This window comes from Alkalicoccus daliensis, assembly GCF_900103955.1.
Classification (GTDB): domain Bacteria; phylum Bacillota; class Bacilli; order Bacillales; family Salisediminibacteriaceae; genus Alkalicoccus; species Alkalicoccus daliensis.
In genome coordinates this window covers 31,158-52,539 of record NZ_FNIL01000018.1, presented here as the reverse complement: position 1 = coordinate 52,539, position 21,382 = coordinate 31,158, and the positions used below count along the sequence as shown (strand labels likewise).

The following is a 21,382-nucleotide window of genomic DNA, read 5'->3' as shown; positions in this document are numbered from 1 at the left end:
CGCACAACTGTATCGTGCCGGAGAGTTAACCTCGATTTACGTGCCGACGGAAGCAGATGAAGCACTGCGCGATCTGGTGCGCTGCCGAGAAGATGCAAAAGAAGATGAACTTCGGACCCGTCAAAGGTTGAGCAAGTTTCTCCTGCGCCACGAGCTTCGACCGCCGCAAGGCGTGAAGCGCCAAACGAAAAAATACAGAGAGTGGTTAGATACACTGAAGTTCTCTCAGGATACCCTGCGGGTTGTTTTCCGGGAATATTACCATCAGCTCAAAGAAATGGAACTACGCGTGCAACGGCTGGAAGACGAAATCTATACTCAGTCGATTCAAGGGGTTCACGCCCCCATGATTCAGGCACTTCAATGCCTCAAAGGGGTGGCACTCATTACAGCCATCGGAATTGTCGCAGAAATTGGATCCTTTCATCGGTTCCGCACCCCCGGACAATTGATGGCATACGCCGGTCTCGTCCCCTCCGAATACTCGAGCGGAGAACGACGGAATCAGGGAGGCATTACGAAAACCGGGAATCGGCATATACGTCATTTGTTGGTGGAGGCAGGGTGGAGTTACCGCTATTCCCCTGCGGTCAAAGGAGATTTGAAAAAACGACAAGTTGGCAGTTCTCCCGCAGTGCAGTTAATCTCCTGGAAAGCGCAAAATCGGCTTCATAAAAAATTTTACCGTTTGCTCGCCAGAGGAAAAGAAAGTCACAAAGCCGTTACTGCCGTCGCCCGGGAACTCCTTGGTTTCATCTGGGCGATCTCTCGAGAAATCGACCCGTTGCCACCCGCCAGCGAACAAATGTAATCCTTTTCTTCCCGGAAATACACCCGATAGATGAGCCCAGGGCTCGAAGGCAAAGAGGAAAGACCGGTAAGGAACATCCACGTGCTTCCTCTGTGCTAGTCCGGTTTCACCGGATGAACGCACGTCCTGAGTTAGTGGTAACGTCCTTAATCCGGAAAGAGACCATGTGAGAACCCACGGATATCAGAGTGCGAACCGTCGCCACTATTTTTGCCTTCGTGCCGTGTGCTTACCTTTACGGGCACGCCGAAAGAAAAGAGGAGGAATTCAAGCGATCCGAAAGAACACGAGAACTTGAAAAAGAAGCCGAAAGGCTTTGGTTCTTTAGGTCGGTCAAAATGTAATACCAATGGCAAAGGGAGTTCTTCTCTTGACAGTTTCGTTCATATCAGGAAGCTGGAGATCTCCTCCACGGCAAGCCTGCCGAGTTGCAGCGAAGTCTTCTATTATTATCAACACTGAACATTAACAGAGCTAATAAACTAAAACATCATCCTGCCTGCTGCTATTTATTTTTTTCCAAAGTAAAATAACCCGAGAAGCAGCCAGCCTGTCATAATAACTGCTGCAGTAATTAAAGAAGGAACCGGTCCGAAGGCAATGATAATTGGTACAGAAGCTGCAGTAACGAGCCCGCCGCCAACGAAAATATCAAGCAACAGCTGCTTGTAGCTGAACCCTGCCTTTGCAGGCGACTCATTTTCCGGATCCGCCAGTTTGATGAGCAGGAGACCCGCAGCGCTCATGCCCATCGCCTGCCCGAGATCCCCGATTCCTCTTTCAAACCAGTAATCTGGCATAATTCTCGGCGCAATAAAAATAAACGCAACGATGTTCCACAAAATTGCTCCGGCAGCCATAATGAGGAATGGCAGCAGATGGTTTCCGATAACCGTCAGAGACAATGTAGCGATCGCAGCCGTTATCAGCATATCGAGCGCCAGCCCCTGAATGCGGTTGATCATTCCCCGGTCGATCACATCATGTTTCACAAAGTTTGTTAAAAACAGCTGGACGATGACGGCTCCTATCATTGCCAGCGGAAATAACGGAAGGTGTGTCAGGATTTCTATCTCGTCAATCCAGAACATTTCTTCAATAATAATTAATCCTTCCAGCATTAAGTAACCTAACGTGACTGCCACACCGATATAACCCAAATGGACGGTGAGTGTTTCAATAAATTCAGAGTGTGTTGTCTGGTTTCCTGCAGGTTCTTCCTGCTGGTCCTCTTTTGCAATTAATCCTTTTTTCTCATCTTCGGAAACATCGGAAGGATCCTTAATTATTTCTGTTTTTCCTTTTCTTGCGGCCCAGTTCAGCAGCCCCATGCCTAGGAAAACACCTGTCAGGACGCCGATGGTGGCGAGGCCGATAGCAAGGTCTCTTCCTTCTTCAAAACCTACTGCTTCAAACGTACCTGAAAGACCTGCCGCTGTTCCGTGTCCTCCAACAAAACTGATTTCCAGAAGAGCACCTGCAGCGGGATTCATTCCGAATACTGGCGTTAATACAAGTAAGGCAAGACTGATACCTACGACATACATTCCCCAGGAAATAAAATGCGCAAAGGTAATCTGCGGTCCTGCTATTTCCCACATTTTCTTAATGGAAGGAAAGGTCATTCCCAGAAATAAAGAAGCAAAAATTACGTTGATCAACAGTCCGGGAAGCTCGCTCCATATGTCAATCATTACCTGCGGAAAGGCCCCGCCTTCATCGAAAAAATGAATACCGAACTGTCCTAAAATTTCCGGTCCCAGTATTAATCCTATTAATCCAGCAATCATTGAACTCGGGATAAAGAAATTTTGAAAGAATGGCGTGAATACTCTCATCCACTTTCCGATTAAAAGCAATATTCCTAAGATTATTAAACTAAATCCAACTACCTCCGGAGTCACATCCATCTTATCCCCTCCACTGCAAAAATTCGGTATGTTAATTCTTTTATACACGTAAAAACTATGTAATTCTCAAGAATAAAAGAGTGACGTTTTCCTGTATGTTTATTTTTGGCAGACATTATATTTCTCATAGCCTTAACCAGTTGCCTGTAAACTTTAAAAAGGAAATAATTACAATTTCCGAACAAAGATTGCCCTATAAGAGCAGTTTTTAAAGGGTTACCCCTCGTCTTCTATTCCTGGTTTTGTGAAAGTTCAGCGTTTCTATAAGGAAGCTGCGCCTGCAGTTCTTTTTCTTTGCCTGCCGGGTTGCAGCGGAAGTCTTCATTATAACAACACACAATAACTGAACCGAATTTCAAAAAGCGATCTGAAATGTTCAGATCGCTTTAACGTTGAAATTATTTTATTACCCCACCCGGATCCCGAAAATATTCAAATATCCCAGAAAATAAGAAGAGACAAATGTAAGCACCAGTGCTCCATTGATTACACTGAAAAACATCCAGTCTTTTTTATTAATTTTCATGTAATGATAGTGTGTTCGATTATGCGACCCAGTAAATCCTTTTGACTCCATTGCATTTGCTACACGCTCTGCTTTTCGAATCGCATTTGCCATGAGCGGAATTGCATAGCGCCGCATCTGTTCCAGCCTGTCTTTTATTCCTCTTGCCCGTCCTACTCCGCGGATTCTGTGTGCCTGCTTTAATATGTGAAATTCGTGGCGGAATGCAGGCAGAAACCGGTAGCCGGCTAAAATTCCATAGGTAAGTTTCGGCGGCATTTTAAGCTGCTGCATTAAACTCAGCATAAATTTGGTAGAATCCGTTGTGAGAATAAACAGCAGAGAAAGTGTAATGAAGCAGAGCGAACGAAGAGCAAGGCTGATTCCTGTCATCACAGCGCCTGTCGTGACATCAAACCGCCATATGGAAAATAAATGCTCCCCTCCTGCAAAGGATTCACTTGTATAAAGCATAGTCATCCAGGCGAAACCGAGCGCTACGATAATAAATGGTGTAAAGAATAGCAGCCATTTTTTCAGCGGAATGCCACTGAATAAAAAAGTAAACAGCATCATAAAAATCAGGAAAACGAGTGGTGTATAAATATCGAAACTGAAGCTCAGCAGAACACCCGGAATCAATACGGTAATTCCTTTTAACGAGGGATTAATTGACGATACCATAGGCTCGCTCCTTCCGCATGCTGTAAGGAAGCCGCAGCCGTGCCTTCTGCAGCAGGGATTTCCTGGACCACAGTTCTTCCGGAGAACCGTCAAATGCAGTCTTCCCTTCCAGAAGAAGAAGTACTCTTTCACAGTATTCATCTACCAGTTCCATATCATGTGTCACAAAGATAATCGTTGTCCCCTGCTCCCGCAGCTCCGTAATCAGCCGCATGAGTTCTTTTGTAGTTTTCGCATCCTGCCCGAATGTCGGTTCATCAAAAAAGAGAATGTCCGGTGTGTCATCAAGCATCGTGGCTACGCTTAATCTTCGCTTCTGCCCGCCGCTGATAGCAAACGGGTTTGCATCAGCGAACTGTTCCAGCTGGAAAGCCGTAAGAAGCTCCTGCACCTTTGCGTCAATCTCCTTTTCTCCATTCAGCTTCATCCCAAAGGCCACTTCGTCATATAAAGTATCTGTGATAAACTGATGTTCCGGATTTTGAAATACATACCCGCTGATTCTGCGCAGTTCTCTTTCTGTCCAATCCTGCAGCGGTATTCCATCCAGTTTAACGTTCCCACTCTCTGGTGTGAGCAGCCGGGCAAGCAGCTGCAGCAGCGTGGATTTTCCAGCTCCATTTTCTCCGACGATCGCAATAAACTCTCCCCGGTGAAAAGTAACATTAATATTTTGGAGAATACTTTTATTTTTTCTGGAGAAGGAAACATTTTGAAGCGTAATTAGTTTTTCGCCATGCATCTGTGGAGGATTTTTATGGACGTTTCTATCTTCCTGATAAGACAGCGGAATGTGGATTCCTTCTTTTATCAGGAGCGGCCTCCCTGCGCCATAAATGTTGTCTGGGGAATCATCCGCGAGCAGCGTTCCTTCTTTCCCAATTACGAGAACTCTCTCAACGATATCCATCCAGTCGTCCGGCTGATGCTCTATTACGAGCACCGCGCAGTTCCGTTTCTGCCGGACCTGCTGAATCAATCTTGTAAATTCAAAACTCGACATCGGATCGAGATTTGCGGTTGCTTCATCCAGTATCAGCAGATCAGGTTCCATCAGCAGAACAGAAGCGAGCGCAATCTTCTGCTTCTGCCCTCCCGACAGCTCGTGAATGAGCGCATGCTTCTGGTCAAGCATGCCTGTTTCTTTCAGCACACTGTGAATGGCTTCCTGCATCCTTTCCCGGGGGGCCTGTTGATTCTCTAATACGAATGCCAGCTCGTCTTCTACTTTCATCATGCAGAACTGGCTTTCGGGATCTTGAAACACAACTCCTACAGATTGACTCAGCTTCCCCTGGGGAAAGTCTGCAATATTTTGAGAACGGCAGCTGATATTTCCTTTCGTTTCTCCCTCCACAGTATCCGGGTACAAACCATTTAAACAAAGTGCCAGCGTACTTTTGCCGGATCCGCTCGCTCCTGCGACCAGACAGCATTCTCCTGAAAAAAGAGAGAAATTCAGCTGGTTTAAAATCGGACTTTCTTCTTCAAAAGCAAAAGAAAAATCAGAGACTTCCATCAGCAGCTGTTTAGAATTAAGAGGCTTTGCGTTCACGTGGCTTCTGACGCTCCTTTCCTAAAGCATATCCCCGCAGGACACCAGTTTTCGCAAGCTGGTCGCCAATCCATTTCCCGAGAACTCCTGCAAGCAGCGCACCGCTGACAATACGAACAAGGAGTGTAGCGATAATTAATCCCGGCGCAAGTGCAGCGAGACCGGAATTAAACCAGCCCCAGGCGTAGCTGAATACCGCAGCAGACATACCTGCTGCAACCAGTACGGGGAGCGTGTAGTTTTTCCATTTTGTAGCCGCAAATACCGCCTCTGCTCCGAGACCCTGGATCGCTGCAGAGATAATCAGCATTGGACCCGCCGGGCTTCCTACCAGCACCTGCACAGTACCTGCGATCAGCTCCGACCAGAAGGCAGCACCCCTCTTTCGTATGATGTAGGCTGCAATGATAGAAACGATAAACCAGATACCGAAGATAAACTCATAGGCAAACGGCGCAAGTCCAAAGGGAATCAGAAAGTTCCGCAGGGTCTGTCCAAAAAGGAAAAAGCCAAGATAAATAAAAGCAAATACAACACCTAAAATGGACATCAGCACAATTTCTTTTAACTTCCATTCTTTAAATAGCATTCTTGTTTCCTCCTAGTTATCTTTTGTGGACGGACTGTTGGCTGAAATTGTCGCCGTCATTGTGACATGCGCGCGTTCTTTTGTTTTGGAAGCATCCACGAACATTTCTTCCAGACTTGCAAAAATTTCATTTGCAGTGCCGTCAAGGCGGGAAGCATAATGTACGCCTTTAGTAAAAGTGCCGTGCTTCTCTGCTGTTTTCACCTGATCTGCAATCACCTGCATATAATCAGGATTATCCATCGGATAAAGTGCAAAATGGGTGGCTGCTTCTACGGACTCCTGCCGGGAGGCTTCTTCATTCAGCCGGATATCATCTTCTGACATATACGTGTCTCCCTCACTGTCACCGGGGCATCCCACAGAAAAAGTGCCGTTAAATACAACATGGGTCCCTGTTTTAGCCGCCTGAATAAATACAGCTTTTGCTACGTCAAATACGTGTTCACTTCTTCCCCGTACACAGGTGGTGATGTCATCTGTCTGCACCCACACCTTGGAAGTATCCACTTCCTTCAGCGCACCTTTAATAATTTCCACAAAATTGTCTGCCATCGGATATACCGCGAAGCGTACCCCGACGATATTGCTCGTTCCACAACTAAGACCATTCATGCATGATTCCTCCTGTTAAAAAATTTTTCAATTCGATCGTGAAGCCTGCTATGCTTTATCGGTTTTCAAAAAGCCTTTGTTACGCAAAAAAGCAGCCGATTCCCTGAAAAGGGATGGCTGCTTTATAACTGAGTACTTGAATACAGGTAGAGGAACAATGGAATATACCACTGCTTCCCGCTCATAAAAATTGCATCTTCCAAAATAAGAAGATGCAGGATTCATAAAAATGAACTACCTGCACTTCCCCACGCTAGTATTATCTAGTTCGGGTTCAAAGGGTTAACGGATCGCATCCGTCTCTCAGCTTGCAGCACCCCTAGTGCATTGTTACGTATCGAATTGTTATCTTCATTTTAAACATAGTCTGTCCGGAAAGTAAAGAGGAGAAGTGGATGATGCTGGAAAATTAGTTTTAATTCCCAGTGAAGCTTGCGTTTTGTGCGCATCACTCTGCACTTATTGAGTTTTGTGAGCAAGATCGGTGTGCCTCAAATAAGAGTTACAAGGGTTTAAATGAAGAAGGTCACATGCTTTTCGGGTTTGTTTTTGGTTTATGATTCATTATAAGGAAATTTCATTATAGTATAGCCGGCTCGGATGTCAGCATAGCGCACTTTCATGTTAGTATAGCGGGTTCGGAGTAAAGTATAAGCGATTCGGAGTAAAATAGCGGGGCTGACAGTATAATAAGCGGGCACGGACATCAATGAGCTGCTTCATTTTAGCTTCTCCAGCGGGAGAGCGGGTTGAAATGATGAAGGTCACATGCTTTTCGGGTTTGTTTTTGGTTGATGATTCATTATAAGGAAATTTCATTATAGTATAGCCGGTTCGGATGTCAGCATAGGGCACTTTCATGTTAGTATAGCGGGTTCGGAGTAAAGCATAAGCGATTTGGAGTAAAATAGCGGGGCTGACAGTATAATAAGCGGGCACGAACATCAATGAGCTGCTTCATTTTAGCTTCTCCAGCGGGAGAGCGGGTTGAAATGATGAAGGTCACATGCTTTTCGGGTTTGTTTTGATATCCGGAAATCCCAGCTGGCGCAGAGCACCTGATCAGTGAACGATAAACCCTGCTTGCTGCCGATTTCCAACCATAAAAAAAGCAGTCAGGTATGTTGACACCTGGCTGCTTTTCTCTACTAAATATTATAATTGCAGGATGCTGTTTGAATAAATGATCATCATGAAATAGTTTTCGCTTCTTCTGAAAGAATTTCTTCCTCAGAAAAAACAATTTCTTCCTGGGCCGCCAGGGAAAACACCTCGTAGAGTTTATCCCGGATATCCTTCATCCGCGCAAGTTCCTGCGGCGTGGGATCTATTGCAATTGCTTCCGGTACGTAAAGGCGGCGGTTAATCTCCAGCTGTACCCAGGGGATGTCTGTTCTCAAACCGTGGGAGCGGGTAATATAGCCTCCCTGAAACGGCTGATTGACAGCGACGAGCGGTACTTTTTCATCTGCTTCCTCTGCAAAGACATTTTCCAGAAGCACCTTCAGCTTCTGCATAAATTCCGGCGGAGCAGTAATCGTTTCTCCTCCCTGTTCACCATTGGGAAGTCCTCTGTTGCTGATACAAAATAACGGCCGTGTTTCCCATTCATCGCTTCCTTTTACTGGGCCGACATCCAGCATAGTGTGGCAGTCAACCGCAAACTTAACGGCAGGATTGTTGGATTTCTCCATCAGCTGTTCATGATAAGGTTCATAATAGGTGCGGATAATATCATTTGCTTCGAGCTCCGTTAACTCTTCCGACCAGACCGGCAGCCCTTCGACGGTGCGCGTTTTTACGACGCCGTCCGGGTTATCCGGCGGTCTGTCCATCGGGTCACGGTTCAAATCAACGACAAGCCTGGAAATATCCATTACCTGGTATTCCACAGCAAGACCTTGAAAATTAAATAAATGCTTCGTCCATGTATCGCCATCGAGCACGACGTCCAAATCCGTGATCAAGCATCTGGGTCGAAGTTTTGCCGGAATTTCTGTTCCTCCGTGCGGAACAGAAATTAATACCGGCAGCTTTGTTTGTTTCATACTCATTCCCCCTGTAATTGTAATGCAAGCAGCACTGATCTCTGCACAAGTTCACTTCGATGCAGCGCTTCATTCGGTGTAAACAGCTTTTTGCTGGCCGGGGCAAATCCGCAGATAACCGGCTTTTCCGCTGGAATAACGCCGGCTGCTGTCGCAAGCAGGCTTGATTCTTTGCCGAAAGGCAGCTGATATTCTTTCGCCCATCGTTCCAGACTTTGAAGCGTCGGATGGTCTTTTTTGCGGAGCAGAGGCGGGCGCTCTGTCAGCAGTTCAATATACGTCTTCATGCCCGGCTTGGAAGCTTTAAACAATGACCGCAGCTGCTCTTCAGTTTTTTCTGCTACTTTTTCATCAATATACGTCATCGCAATTGTGGCACTCACACGGTGCGGCGTCAGTACGCTGTATCTTTCCGAACGCAGATCCTGCACTGCTACTGCGATTTTTTTCTGGCGGCTGTTCAGTTCGTTCAGCTTGCCTGTTTTTTCAAGAAACCAGCTGAGCACATCGACCGGCTCTGCACGTTTTCCAATCCGCTCCGGGTCTCCTTCGACGATCAGATGAAACTGCTTCGAACCCCGCCGCTGATCGACAATTTTTCCTTCCACAAATCCGGGCTGCATCACGATCACTTCTTTCGCTTCAGCTGCAGCTTTCTCGAGCATTCCTGCACTGTATCTCATGCCTCTGCCTTCATCTGCATAAAAGAAAATCCCGACCTTCGCTTTCGATAGCTGCTTTTCCTCCTTCAACGCCTGCAGGGCAGCAAGCGTAATTGTAATTCCCCCGCGGCTGGATGCGACGCCTTCTCCGTATATCCATTCCTGTTCTTTTCGGAACGGGAGAGGAAATCCGGTTCGCGCTCCCGGCACATCTATTGGTATGACGAGAAGCGTTCCGTCCTTCATCCCGGCTTTTGATTCCCACGTCCAGGCAGATCTGCCGTTTGTAAAAGATTCCACCGGCTGCATTGACAGCTTTGTCAGTCTTTCAGCAAGCTTTTTGCGCAGGCTGCTCAGCCCGACTGCATCTTCTGTGCGGCTGGATAAGTTCGTCCAGCTCTTTAAATCAGCTTCCAGCTTACCCCGGTTCGTCGTCAGCCGCTGAAACAGTTTGTTTGCAGCAGTATTCTGCTGGTGAGATTCTTTATCGAAGAAATCTGCTCCGAAATAGCGTTCGCAGGTAACGTCAATAATTTTATTCATAAGGGCCGGATAATCATATCCCACCTTTTCTGCTGCAAAAACGAAGGAGCCGTCTTTACCGAGACTTGCCATGGAGTTTACTTCGAGAATATAAGGGTTCCCTTCCTCATCAATACGAAAATCTACACGAGCGCTGTCGTAGCAGTTCAGTGCTTCGAACGTTTTTACTGCCAATTCCTTTACCCGTGCTGTTTCTTCTTCTGTAAGAGGTGCCGGGCAGACTTTTTCTACCGTTCTGCCGCTTTCATTTTTCTTATCTTCATAAGTGAAAATCTGCGGTCCCTTGCCGAATACAAGCTCCACCGGCGGAAGTGCTTCTGTCGGCCCGTTTCCAAGAAGCCCTACGTTTACTTCCCGTCCACTGATATATTCCTCTACAAGCGTCGGAGCATTATACGTATCGTAGATAACCTGGATTCCTTCCCGGAGCTCTTCGTCGTTATTTACAATTCTTAATCCAAACGAGACAGCTTCGTCCTTTGGTTTTACGATCAGCGGATATTTTAAATCTTCCTGCAGCGGGCTGTCCGGCTTATCAAGCACTGCAAATTTGGGTGTAGGCAGCCCCTGCTGCAGCAGAATAATCTTTGTAACCACTTTATCGAGTGCAAGGGCATGAGTTTCCGGGCCGGAGCCGACGTAAGGGATGCCGAGCATTTCCAGCATTCCCGGCACGTGCATGTATCTGCCGCGCCCCTGGATGCCATAGCTTAAATTAAAAACCAGGCCCGGCCGTTCTCCGGAGATAACAGAAGGCATAAAGTCTTCAAGGTTCTGGATTAAATTTTTATCCCCTTCAAATGTCTTTACTTCGTGCCCGCCTTTTTTCAAGCCGTCTTTAATGCGTTTAATTGTTTCCAGACCGTACTTTTCCCGATTTTGTGTTCCAAAAAGATTAATGACAGCTTGACTTTCCCGGTTATAAACTACTGCTATTTTCACTCTTCCACACCCTTCCAATGATTATTCTGGTCCCTGCGCTGTTCCGTCTCTTCTGGGATCGGCGACTCCCTGAAACTGTTCGAGCCACCTTACCGGCATCTGCACTCCCTGCACACAGCCGAGATAGAAACTGTAAGGATCTCTCTTCGTAATTTTAAAGCTTGCTAATCGGAGTGCCTGGTTCACTTCCATTGAAAAGCGCTCTTTTTCAATCATCAGCTCTCCGGCATCCGATGCGTGAAACCTTGGTGCTGCAATTGCTGCTTCCAGGCTTTCTCCCTGATCTACCAGGCGTGTAATAACCTGTGCGAGCGTCGTGGATATTCTTGCACTGCCCGGGCTTCCAAGCAGATACTGCGGCCTGCCTTTTTTCAGCAGCAGTACCGGCGCCACGCTGCTCCAGGGTCTTCCGCCCGGGAGAAGATAGTATGGATGGGTAACATCTTTATATTCAAATGCTGACATATAATTGTTATAAAAAAATCCGAGTCCTGCAGCCATTTTTTTACTGCCGAATACGAGCTCGATAGACTGCGTCACTCCTACGGCGTTGCCATCCTTATCGACAACGGAAAGGTGTGTTGTTTCTCCGGAAGTCGGAGGAGGTACAAACGTATCTTTCAGCGCCAGATGGTAGATTTCTTTTATTCGTTTTATAATTTCATCCGCATAATTTTTATCTACAAGTTCCTGCGTGAGAGATTGAAAATAATGGTCCGGATGGACAGGCATCCGCTGCCGGTAGTTCAGTGCAAAACGGAAGGCGAGTGCGAGAATTACAGCCCCGAGCGGCTGATCCGGGTCCAGTTCTTCTGCTTCAAATCCTTCCAGTGTATTTAAAATCTGCACAAGCACGCGGCCGGCTCCAGGTGGAGGATAGGTCACAATATCATATTCCCGGTAGCTGCTTTCCAGCACACCCCGCTCCACCGGCATCGGAATTTGGTGCAGATCCACTTCCGTAATCAAGCCGTTGCGCTTTTTCATATCTTCTATAATTCTTTGACCGATGCCGCCTGTGTAAAAATCGCGCCAGCCTTTCTCTGCCATCTCTTCCAAGGTGTCTGCAAGCTCCGACTGTTGCAGCAGAGCCCCTTCCGCCAGCGGTTTTCTGCCGGAAAAATAATTTTTAAATATGAGCGGGTCTTTTCTCAGCTGTTCTGCTTCTTTTACAATCATGCGATGCAGGAGCCTGGAAACGGTGATTCCTTCTCTTGCGGTCTGAATGGCAGGTGCCAGCACTTCAGCTAAGGAAAGCTTTCCATAGGTTTCCTGCATATATCCGATTGCTGCCGGGGTGGAAGGCACCGTACTGGAGCGAAGTCCAAGTTTGATCGGTTTGACTGGATTTTTCTCTGGGGACAGTACGTACGGTGCACGGGAAGAGCCATCCAGCGTAAAACTTCTTCCTTCCTCCTGCAGGTGAATCAGCGCCATCGATTGTCCGCCGATGCCGGAAGCCTGCGGTTCAGAGACGCCCAGGCAGAAAGCTGCTGCAGCTGCTGCATCCACCGCGTTTCCTCCTTTATTTAACATTTCCACCCCTGCACGAGTTGCGTAGGAGGATGCAGTAGATACCATGCCTCCATTCGAAGAGGCGGTAGAAACCGGTCTTGCATCTGCCATAGGGACCACTCCTGACTGCTTTCCTGAAAAATGCTTATATAAATCCCGAAATTACCGGAAATAAAGCACCTTTAATTTCAATATTTTTACATTTTTATTTTAAAAAAGAATTCACTTTCAAGTAAGAATGATAGTTGTGTTCATTATATGCATTTATCTCTTATTATTCAATGTTTTCACACCGGGATCCATTGTTATTTGCGCCCGTCGAACATCCCCTTTAAATTCTTATATTGTATTTTTTCATCTTCGCATATATAGTATTTCTGCCGAGGCCCAGACGTTCTGCAGCCTGGGAGACATTTCCCTGCAGCTGATGGAGGGCATTTCGGATTGCTTCTTCTTCCAGTGCTTCTATCGTCCGGATGTTGAAACCTGTTTTTTCTGCGGCTCCTTGTTCAAACTGCACTGCCTCCCCAGGGATCCTTTGTGTTTCCGATATAAAATAAGCCTGCATTAATACACTTTGCAGTTCTCTGACATTGCCCGGCCAGGCATACGTCAGAAGCTTTGCTTTTGCTTCTGGTGAAAGCTCAGCACTTCCTTCCACCAGTTTTTCCAGCATAACATCTGCAAGCTCCAGCAGATCGGCCCTTTCTCTCAGCGGAGGCATCGTAATTGAAATACCTTTAAGCCTGAAATATAAATCCTCCCGGAATCTGCCCTGATTTACTTCCTGTCTTAAATCTTTATTTGTCGCAGAGATAATTCTTACATCTAAGGGGATTACTTTTACTCCACCGATTCTTACCACCATTTTTTCCTGCAGCACCCGGAGGAGCGCTCCCTGGGCTTTTAAAGATAAATCAGCTACCTCATCTAGAAATACCGTGCCGCCTTCAGCCGCCTCAAATTTCCCGGCTTTTCCCTGTTGATGTGCCCCGGTAAATGACCCTTTTTCATAGCCGAACAGCTCACTTTCCATAAGGTTTTCCGGCAGGGCGTTGCAGTTGAGGGCGATAAAAGGCTGCTCCCTTCTTTCACTTGCAGCATGCACTGCCTGTGCAAGAAGCTCTTTTCCAGTGCCGCTTTCTCCGCCGATCATTAGTGGATATTCAAATGCTGCTGCCCTTGCCCCCAGCTTTTTTATCTGCTTCAGCTTTAAGCAGGACCCTTTTAAGTCATTAAAAGTATATAATTGCTGCCTTGAAGTCTTTTGTTTTAACAGAAGGAGTGTACGTGTTCCGGTCTGCACAGGATAAAAATACCGGTCTCCTCCCCAGTCGGCTCTCCAGTTTTTTCCTATCATTTCTTTTCCGAACATTTTTTTGGCATGGGCATTTGCCCGGATAATCTGGTTTTCCTGCGCAAGTGTAATCAGCGGCTGGGCAGTGAGATCCGCAAGAATTTCCAACTCTTTTTCCAGCAGAGTTTCCTCTTCTTCGGCTTTATCGAGCTTCATATTGCTTTGTACACTTGCTGCAATAGTGCTTGTTAAACTCAGGAGGAGCGGATGATAATTTTCCCGTTTCGTACTGATGTTCACCGCACCGCAAAAAGTGCCATCCGGTGCATATACAGGACTCGCAGCACAGGCAAGAAAATGATGTTTCTGATAATAATGATGTTCTCCGTGAATGACGACAGGCTGTTTTTCCTGCAGTACAATTCCCATCGCATTCGTGCCCATATTTTTCTCGGACCAGTTTGTTCCTACATCCAGACATTCATCTGCTTCCCTGCTTCCTATTCCTCCAGCTCGGCTTAATACGTAGCCATCTGCGTCTATCACTACAGCAACAAAATGATCTTTATTTATCAGGGTATGCAAGTGGGAAAAAATCGGCTGGACATGACGCACCAGGTCTTTATTTTTTTCCAGCAGCTTCTTCAGCTGCTGCTTTGTAAGAGGCTGAAATCTAATCGGGCCGGTTGGCTCCAGCCCGGATTCCTGACAACGTTTACGGGATTCTTCAATTAAGCTTTGTTCCACGTTTTAACCCCCTTTTCAAGGTGTACAGCAATCTTACTAAATTATCAGAATTATTTGTACTATTTTAAGACACAATCGTTCGAATTAGAGACATTTTTATTATAGCACAATTATGTAAGCGCTTTAATTATGATGATTTTATTTTTGGCACCATTTTTGCATTAATAATTAGTTGTACGGATTTTTTCAGATTAAATAAAGGAGGATGTTATGTATGGGTGGAAACAGAGGAGTTGCTTACATTGAGCCAGGGAAAGTAGAAGTGCAGGATACGGCATTTCCGGATCTTGTGTTAAAGGATGGTCCCGGGGTCAATCCCCTGAATGTAGGACGTCGCTGTGATCACGGTGTTATTTTAAAGGTAGTGACAACGAACATCTGCGGAAGCGACCAGCACATGGTACGGGGAAGAACTACCGCGCCTGCCGGACTGATCCTGGGGCATGAAATCACCGGTGAGGTTATCGAGTGCGGCCGCGATGTGGAATTTATGAAAAAGGGAGATCTCGTTTCCGTACCTTTTAATATTGCCTGCGGACGCTGCCGCGCTTGTAAAGAGCAGGATACCCATATATGCCTGAATGTAAATCCTGATCGTCCCGGATCAGCATACGGTTATGTGGATATGGGAGGCTGGGTAGGCGGACAGTCCGAGTATGTCATGGTTCCTTATGCAGATTTTCAATTATTGAAGTTTCCGGATAAAGATAAAGCAATGGAAAAGATCCGCGACCTGACGATGCTTTCCGATATTTTTCCTACCGGCTTCCACGGTGCCTACAGTGCAGGTGTCAGTCCTGGTAAATCTGTTTACATTGCAGGGGCAGGTCCTGTAGGTCTTGCTGCAGCACACTCTGCCCAGCTGCTCGGTGCTTCTGTGGTCATTGTCGGCGACCTGATCCAGGAACGTCTTGACCAGGCAAAAAGCTTTGGATGCGAAACCATCAACCTGCGCGATCATGATGACATCGGGGAACAGATTGAACAGATTCTCGGCACACCGGAAGTAGACTGTGCGGTCGATGCTGTAGGCTTTGAAGCTTCCGCACATGGCTCTGGCGGCGGGGAAGCACCGGCAACGGTATTAAATTCCATCATGCAGCTGACCCGGGCAGGTGGAAAGCTGGGTATTCCTGGCTTATACGTAACAGGCGATCCAGGCGGAATTGACGAAGATGCACGGGAAGGAACGCTGAAGATCAGGCTTGGGCTCGGCTGGGCAAAAGCACATACTTTTGTTACCGGACAGACGCCCGTCATGAAGTACCACCGGGAATTGATGAATTCAATTCTAAGCGGACGCGCCCAGATTGCAAAAGCAGTAAACGCCACAGTTATTTCGCTGGATCAGGCACCGCAGGGCTACCAGGAATTTGACGGCGGCGCTTCGAAAAAGTTCGTCATTGATCCACACGGAATGCTGAAATAATGAAATGATATAAAAAAGATGAGCGAGTCCGCCCGCAGCGGATCTGCTCATCTTTTCTATGTTTCCTTGGCTATACAGGCTTTACGTGAGGTTCAACGACGTCAGTAAAATTACCATTCCTACTACGGCAGAAATAAAGTACGTCAGCATCGCTAACGATACAAGTGCCCGCAGCGGCTCGCCTGATTTTGTCCATTCAAATAAGATTTGAATAAGCACCATTGCTGCGATTCCAACGCCGATAATCAACGTTTCCCATTCTACTGAAAGAAACGGATTCCCGCCTGTCCAATCTATGAGACGGTTACTGAAATAAATTAACAGTGCAGCAAATAAAATTCCTCTTGCTGCGCTGAAGTAGGCGCCTCCTTCACGCTCAAACTTTCCTGCAGATTTTAATGTTACGCCAAAAAGCTTGTTCAAACCTCTTCTTAATAGAAAGCCGGTTACGAGTAATAGTGCGGTCACTGCAATAATGATTAGTACATCCATTGGACTGCCCCCTTTTTCGTCTAATCTCTCTTACAGTAGCTATATCCACTTTGCGGGAAAAATATGCATTTTTCGGTTCCAGGACGGGCAGAAATTTTGCCGGTACATTATTGATGAAATTTAGTTTTTCAATTAAAGGTGCAGTTTTCTGTTATTTACAGCGATTATCTATGCAGTATCGGCGATTATCTGATTTTAGTGGATGGTTTTCTGTCACTAACTCCTTTTTCTGGTGCTAACATTAACTTATCTGATTTTAAGACAGCGATATCCCGCGGAATCCGTCGTTACGAGGACCGAATCTGTTTTTAGTAAACTGCCCTGTTTTCTTTCTTTTCTCTGCTTACGTCCGAATGCTGCTGTTTACTCTCAAATGAAACCACTTTACTTCTACGAAATGGCATTTTACTTACACGTAAGCGGCACTAACTCTCAAATGAATCACGCTTACGAATTTTAGAACGCTCTTTTTTCACGTTATTCATCGTTTCAACCCACGCAACTCTTATTAAGCTAAAAATTCTCTTATCCGAAATAGAACATAAAAAAACGCTCCTCCCTCTACAGGAGAAGCGCTTATATTATTTGTGTTCCGTTTTTTTCAATACTCTGTGGCCGATGTCACTGCGGTAAAACAGCCCGTCCCAGCTTTTCTGGTTCAGCACTTGATACGTCATATCAAAAGCTTCTTCCAGTGTTGGTGCCTGAGTAGACAACAGAAAGACACGGCCTCCGTTTGTTTTCCAGCCGACCTGCTCGCTGTTCACTTTGGATCCAGCGTGAAAGAACTGCTGGGTTTCCTCTGACCTTGTCATTGGAAGAGTGAAAGGCACCCCTTTTTCATAACTGCCGGGATAACCTTCTGACGCGAGCACTACGCCTGCGCAGGCATTCTCACTCCAGTCGAGCGTCACTTCTTTTCCATCAAGCACGTCAAGCAGTACGCCGACAAGATCACTTTTCAGCCTTGGCAGAATGACCTGTGCTTCCGGATCGCCGAATCTTGTATTGAATTCAATAACTTTCGGTCCCTCTTCTGTGATCATGAGGCCTGCATACAAGATGCCGGTAAATGGATTGCCCTCTTTGACCATCGCTTCTGCCATCGGACGGAGAATTTCCTCTTCTGCTTTTTTCTCCCACTCTCCATCGAGGTGCGGCACTGGTGAATAGGCACCCATTCCCCCGGTATTCGGACCTTTATCGCCATCGAAAGCACGCTTATGATCCTGTGCTGTAACCATCGGCACGACCGTAGTTCCATGTACAAATGCCATAAAAGAAAGCTCTTCTCCTACCAGGCATTCTTCTATCACTACGGAGCTTCCTGCTTCCCCGAAAGCTTTTTCTTCCATCATCTGCTCAACTGCTTCCAGCGCTTCCGCTTCTGTTTCTGCTACGGTTACGCCTTTGCCGGCAGCCAGGCCGTCGGCTTTAATAACGATCGGAGCTCCCTGCTGCTTTACATAGGCAATTGCTTTTTCTTTATCTGTAAAGCTTTCAAAAGCTGCCGTAGGAATCTGATATTTCTTCATAATGTCTTTAGCAAACTGCTTGCTTCCTTCCAGCTGCGCTGCCGCTTTGGAAGGGCCGAATACGCGGATCCCCGCTTCGTTCAGCTTATCAGATAACCCTGCAACAAGGGGAGCTTCCGGTCCGATGATTGCCAGCTCCACCTCTTCTTCTTTCGCCAGCTGGACAAGACCTTCATGGTCATCCATCGCTACATCTTCCACGCGGCACTCCAGAATCTGTGCAATTGCATCGTTTCCGGGTGCTACAATAATTTCATCCACCATATCGGAGTCGGCAAGTTTCCAGGCAAGTGCATGCTCGCGTCCGCCGCCGCCTACTAATAATATATTCACAAATGGTCCCTCCTCTAAATTAATGCTTAAAGTGTCTCACACCAGTAAAGACCATCGCAATTCCATGCTCGTTTGCCATATCGATAGATTCCTGATCCCGTTTCGATCCTCCAGGCTGAATGATCGCCCGGATGCCTGCTTTTGCAGCTGCTTCCACCGTATCACTCATTGGGAAAAATGCATCTGAAGCCATGACAGAGCCTTCCGCTGCTTCCCCTGCCTGTTCAATTGCAATTTTTGCAGCGCCGATCCGGTTCATCTGGCCTGCACCGATGCCAATCGTACGGTCTTCCTTCGCCAGGACGATCGCATTTGATTTCACATGCTTTACTACTTTCCAGGCCATTTGAATCTGTTCAAGCTCACGGTCTGATGGTTTGCGGTCTGTTGGAATCGTCACTTCAACATCCTCATAGCTGAGTGTATCAGTTTCCTGGATCAATGCGCCACCGGAAACTGTTGTTACCCGGCTTTCCCCGGCATAATGTGCTTCCAGATCAATCGTCATTAACCGGAGATTTTTCTTTTCTTTTAAAATTTTCAGCGCTTCTTCTGTAAAGGAAGGTGCGAGAATAATTTCCAGGAAAATTTCTTTCATCATTGCAGCAGCTTCCGCATCTACTTCGCGGTTACAGGCGACAATACCGCCGAAGATAGACATTGGATCTGCTTCATAAGCTTTCTGATAGGCCTGGGCAATGTCTCCCCCGATGCCGACACCGCACGGATTCATATGCTTAATTGCAGCGACGGCAGGTTCGTTAAAATCCCGGATAACCGCAATTGCTGCGTCTGCGTCATTGATATTATTGTAGGAGAGCTCTTTTCCGTGCAGCTGCTTTGCTTTTGCAATCGTTGCCGGGCTGCTGATGGGACGCTCATAGAAAGAAGCCATCTGGTGCGGATTCTCACCGTAGCGAAGCGTCTGTTTCAGGTTATACGTTTTCGTCAGCTTTTCAGGTGCATCTTCCCCGACATGCTTTGTCATATATTCTGCAATCAGCGCATCATAAGCTGCAGTATGGCGGAAAGCTTTTGCTGCAAGCTTTTGTTTCTTGCGGTCAGTAACTTCCCCGAACTCCTGCAGCTCTTCGATAACACCATCATAGTCGGCAGTGTCAACGACAATTGTTACGTCCTGATGATTTTTTGCCGCGGAACGGATCATGGAAGGTCCCCCGATATCAATGTTTTCCACTGCATCCTGGAAGGTGGAATCCGGATTTTCAATGGTTTGCTGGAAAGGATAAAGATTTACGATCACGAAGTCTATCAAGCTGATTTTTTCAGAGGATAAAGCACTCATATGCTCTTCATTATTGCGTACTGCCAGCAGTCCTCCATGAATTGCCGGATGAAGTGTTTTCACACGCCCGTCCATCATTTCCGGAAATCCGGTCACTTCTTCAATTCCAATTACCTGCAGGCCTTCTTCTTCCAGCTGACGCTTTGTACCGCCGGTAGATATTATTTCCACACCCTGCGCGATCAGACTTTTTACGAAAGGGACGATCCCTGCTTTATCAGATACACTTACTAATGCTCTTTTGGCCATTGATGTCACACTCCTTGAGTTGTTGTAATCCACTGCTTAATGGCAGCCGGGTATAACTGGTGCTCTACGTTCCGGATTTTCTTTTCAATCTCTTCCTGTGTGTCTGCTTCATCTATCCGCACCGGCTCCTGCGCGAGGATTGGTCCGGTATCCATGCCGGCATCCACCAGATGGACGGTCACTCCTGTTACTTTTACTTTCGCATCAAATGCCTGTCCAATTGCATCCAGCCCTGGAAATGCCGGCAGCAAAGAAGGATGAATATTCATCATTCTTCCTTCGAATTCCTGCAGGAGCGTTGGGCCGATAAGACGCATATACCCGGCAAGTACAATCAGGTCCACCTGCTTTTCCTTCAGTTTTTCTACAAGTTCCTGTTCAAAAGCCTGTTTGGATTCATAGGATTTCGGCGAAAAAGAAAAGAGCGGAATTTGTGCTTTCTCCGCTCTCTTTTCTACATATGCTCCCGGTTTGTCACAGACAGCGAGAACGATCTGCGCGTCCAGCTCCTTTTTTCCGCAGGCGTCCGCTACCGCCTGAAAGTTGCTGCCGTTTCCTGAAGCAAAGACTGCGATGTTTGTCATACAGTAAGCTCCCCCTTGAACTGCAGGTTTCCTGTATTCGTTACTTCTCCAAGTAAAAATGGTGTTTCCCCGTTTTCTTTAAGTACGGACATTACTTTTTCCTGATTTTCCAGGCTTACGGAAAGCACCATGCCGACACCGGTATTAAACGTTTCCAGCATATCTTCCTGTGTTAAGTCTCCTGCCTGCTGCAGCCAGGAGAAAACCGGAAGTTGCGGCAGCTTTGTGAGATCTATTTCTGCACCTGCCCCTTCAGAAAGCATTCTTGGTACATTTTCCACGAGCCCGCCGCCGGTAATATGTGCCGCTGCCCGTACGAGCGAGGTTCCGAGCAGTCCTTTTAGTGCCTGCACATAAATTCTTGTCGGTGTAAGCAGTGCTTCTGCCACTGTCTGCGCTGCATTAAATGGTGCTTTATCTTCCCAGGTCAGGCCCTTGTCAGAAGCAATTTTACGAACGAGTGAAAACCCGTTGCTGTGAATGCCGCTGGACGGAAGGCCGATCAGTACATCGCCTGCTTCTGCCTGCTGCCAGATGGCTGTTTTCTCTGCCGCTCCCACTACAAAACCGGCTACATCGTATTCCTCTTCTTCATAGAGCCCGGGCATCTCGGCAGTTTCTCCGCCGATCAGGGCGCAGTCTGCTTCGCGGCAGCCCGCTGCCACTCCTGCGACAATTTGTTCTACGAGGGCAGGGTCATTTTTTCCAAGGGCAAGGTAGTCAAGAAAGAATAGAGGAGACGCTCCCTGTGCGACAATATCGTTCACACACATAGCGACTGCGTCTATCCCGATCGTATCGTGGATTCCTGTCTGCTGCGCAATAAGAAGTTTTGTTCCTACCCCGTCCGTACCGGAAACAAGCACCGGCTCTTTCAGGTTCAGCTGACTCATATCAAACAACCCGCCAAATCCGCCGAGACCGCCGATTACTTCCGGCCGCATCGTGGACTGCACGTGCTTTTTCATTCGTTTTACGCCTTCATAGCCGGCTTCTATATTTACGCCGGCTTTTTCGTAAGCTCCAGCCAC

Annotated in this window: 16 protein-coding genes and 1 riboswitch; of the genes, 2 read left to right on the top strand and 14 right to left on the bottom strand. The window is 47.0% G+C overall.

The features are described 5' to 3' along the window. The coding region (locus BLP92_RS17090) for an IS110 family RNA-guided transposase (protein ID WP_090841841.1) at positions 1-811 on the top strand (811 nt) is incomplete at its 5' end. A 509-nt stretch (positions 812-1,320) separates the two neighbouring features. Here the strand turns inward: BLP92_RS17090 and BLP92_RS17085 are convergent. The 9 genes from BLP92_RS17085 to BLP92_RS17040 all read right to left on the bottom strand — a co-directional run bounded on the left by BLP92_RS17085 (position 1,321) and on the right by BLP92_RS17040 (position 14,423). After that, positions 1,321-2,721 carry a sodium/glutamate symporter gene (locus tag BLP92_RS17085; RefSeq protein ID WP_342028402.1) on the bottom strand — a complete coding sequence of 467 codons (1,401 nt, stop codon included), beginning with the start codon at positions 2,719-2,721 and terminating at the stop codon, positions 1,321-1,323. A 406-nt stretch (positions 2,722-3,127) separates the two neighbouring features. Next, complete coding sequence (locus BLP92_RS17080; RefSeq protein ID WP_090844415.1) at positions 3,128-3,910, bottom strand: energy-coupling factor transporter transmembrane component T family protein; 783 nt, start codon at positions 3,908-3,910, stop codon at positions 3,128-3,130. Then, positions 3,894-5,465 (bottom strand): ABC transporter ATP-binding protein, encoded by a 1,572-nt coding sequence (locus BLP92_RS17075; protein WP_090844411.1) that lies wholly within the window; start codon positions 5,463-5,465, stop codon positions 3,894-3,896. Before BLP92_RS17075 ends, BLP92_RS17080 begins: the two co-directional genes overlap by 17 nt. Next, positions 5,446-6,054 carry an ECF transporter S component gene (locus tag BLP92_RS17070; protein WP_090844408.1) on the bottom strand — a complete coding sequence of 203 codons (609 nt, stop codon included), beginning with the start codon at positions 6,052-6,054 and terminating at the stop codon, positions 5,446-5,448. The genes BLP92_RS17075 and BLP92_RS17070 overlap by 20 nt, the downstream gene beginning before the upstream one ends. 12 nt (positions 6,055-6,066) lie before the next feature. Then, positions 6,067-6,669 (bottom strand): YkoF family thiamine/hydroxymethylpyrimidine-binding protein, encoded by a 603-nt coding sequence (locus tag BLP92_RS17065; RefSeq protein ID WP_090844405.1) that lies wholly within the window; start codon positions 6,667-6,669, stop codon positions 6,067-6,069. Positions 6,670-6,897: 228 nt separating this feature from the next. Further along, positions 6,898-7,000: riboswitch (TPP riboswitch) on the bottom strand. 859 nt (positions 7,001-7,859) lie between these two features. Next, positions 7,860-8,717 (bottom strand): N-formylglutamate amidohydrolase, encoded by an 858-nt coding sequence (locus BLP92_RS17055; protein WP_090844399.1) that lies wholly within the window; start codon positions 8,715-8,717, stop codon positions 7,860-7,862. Positions 8,718-8,719: 2 nt separating this feature from the next. Then, positions 8,720-10,864 (bottom strand): M20/M25/M40 family metallo-hydrolase, encoded by a 2,145-nt coding sequence (locus BLP92_RS17050; RefSeq protein ID WP_090844397.1) that lies wholly within the window; start codon positions 10,862-10,864, stop codon positions 8,720-8,722. Between the two features lie 21 nt (positions 10,865-10,885). Then, on the bottom strand, positions 10,886-12,490 hold the full coding sequence (locus BLP92_RS17045; RefSeq protein WP_090844394.1) for a gamma-glutamyltransferase family protein: 1,605 nt from the start codon (positions 12,488-12,490) through the stop codon (positions 10,886-10,888). A gap of 220 nt (positions 12,491-12,710) precedes the next feature. After that, positions 12,711-14,423: a sigma-54-dependent Fis family transcriptional regulator gene (locus BLP92_RS17040; RefSeq protein ID WP_090844391.1), complete on the bottom strand. Its 1,713-nt coding sequence runs from the start codon at positions 14,421-14,423 to the stop codon at positions 12,711-12,713. A 214-nt stretch (positions 14,424-14,637) separates the two neighbouring features. On the opposite strand from BLP92_RS17040, the gene fdhA reads away from it, so the two are divergent. Next, positions 14,638-15,852: a formaldehyde dehydrogenase, glutathione-independent gene (fdhA, locus tag BLP92_RS17035; RefSeq protein ID WP_090844388.1), complete on the top strand. Its 1,215-nt coding sequence runs from the start codon at positions 14,638-14,640 to the stop codon at positions 15,850-15,852. Between the two features lie 81 nt (positions 15,853-15,933). Here the strand turns inward: fdhA and BLP92_RS17030 are convergent, their stop codons facing one another. From BLP92_RS17030 to purM, 5 genes are all read right to left on the bottom strand, one after another. Next, complete coding sequence (locus BLP92_RS17030; protein WP_090844384.1) at positions 15,934-16,344, bottom strand: hypothetical protein; 411 nt, start codon at positions 16,342-16,344, stop codon at positions 15,934-15,936. 581 nt (positions 16,345-16,925) lie between these two features. Then, positions 16,926-18,212: a phosphoribosylamine--glycine ligase gene (gene purD / locus BLP92_RS17025; RefSeq protein WP_090844381.1), complete on the bottom strand. Its 1,287-nt coding sequence runs from the start codon at positions 18,210-18,212 to the stop codon at positions 16,926-16,928. A 19-nt stretch (positions 18,213-18,231) separates the two neighbouring features. Next, positions 18,232-19,767 carry a bifunctional phosphoribosylaminoimidazolecarboxamide formyltransferase/IMP cyclohydrolase gene (gene purH, locus BLP92_RS17020; protein WP_090844378.1) on the bottom strand — a complete coding sequence of 512 codons (1,536 nt, stop codon included), beginning with the start codon at positions 19,765-19,767 and terminating at the stop codon, positions 18,232-18,234. Positions 19,768-19,772: 5 nt separating this feature from the next. Beyond that, positions 19,773-20,351, bottom strand: a complete 579-nt coding sequence (purN, locus tag BLP92_RS17015) for a phosphoribosylglycinamide formyltransferase (protein WP_090844375.1) — start codon at positions 20,349-20,351, stop codon at positions 19,773-19,775. Beyond that, positions 20,348-21,382, bottom strand: coding sequence for a phosphoribosylformylglycinamidine cyclo-ligase (gene purM, locus BLP92_RS17010; RefSeq protein WP_090844370.1), 1,035 nt, complete (start codon positions 21,380-21,382; stop codon positions 20,348-20,350). The genes purN and purM overlap by 4 nt, the downstream gene beginning before the upstream one ends.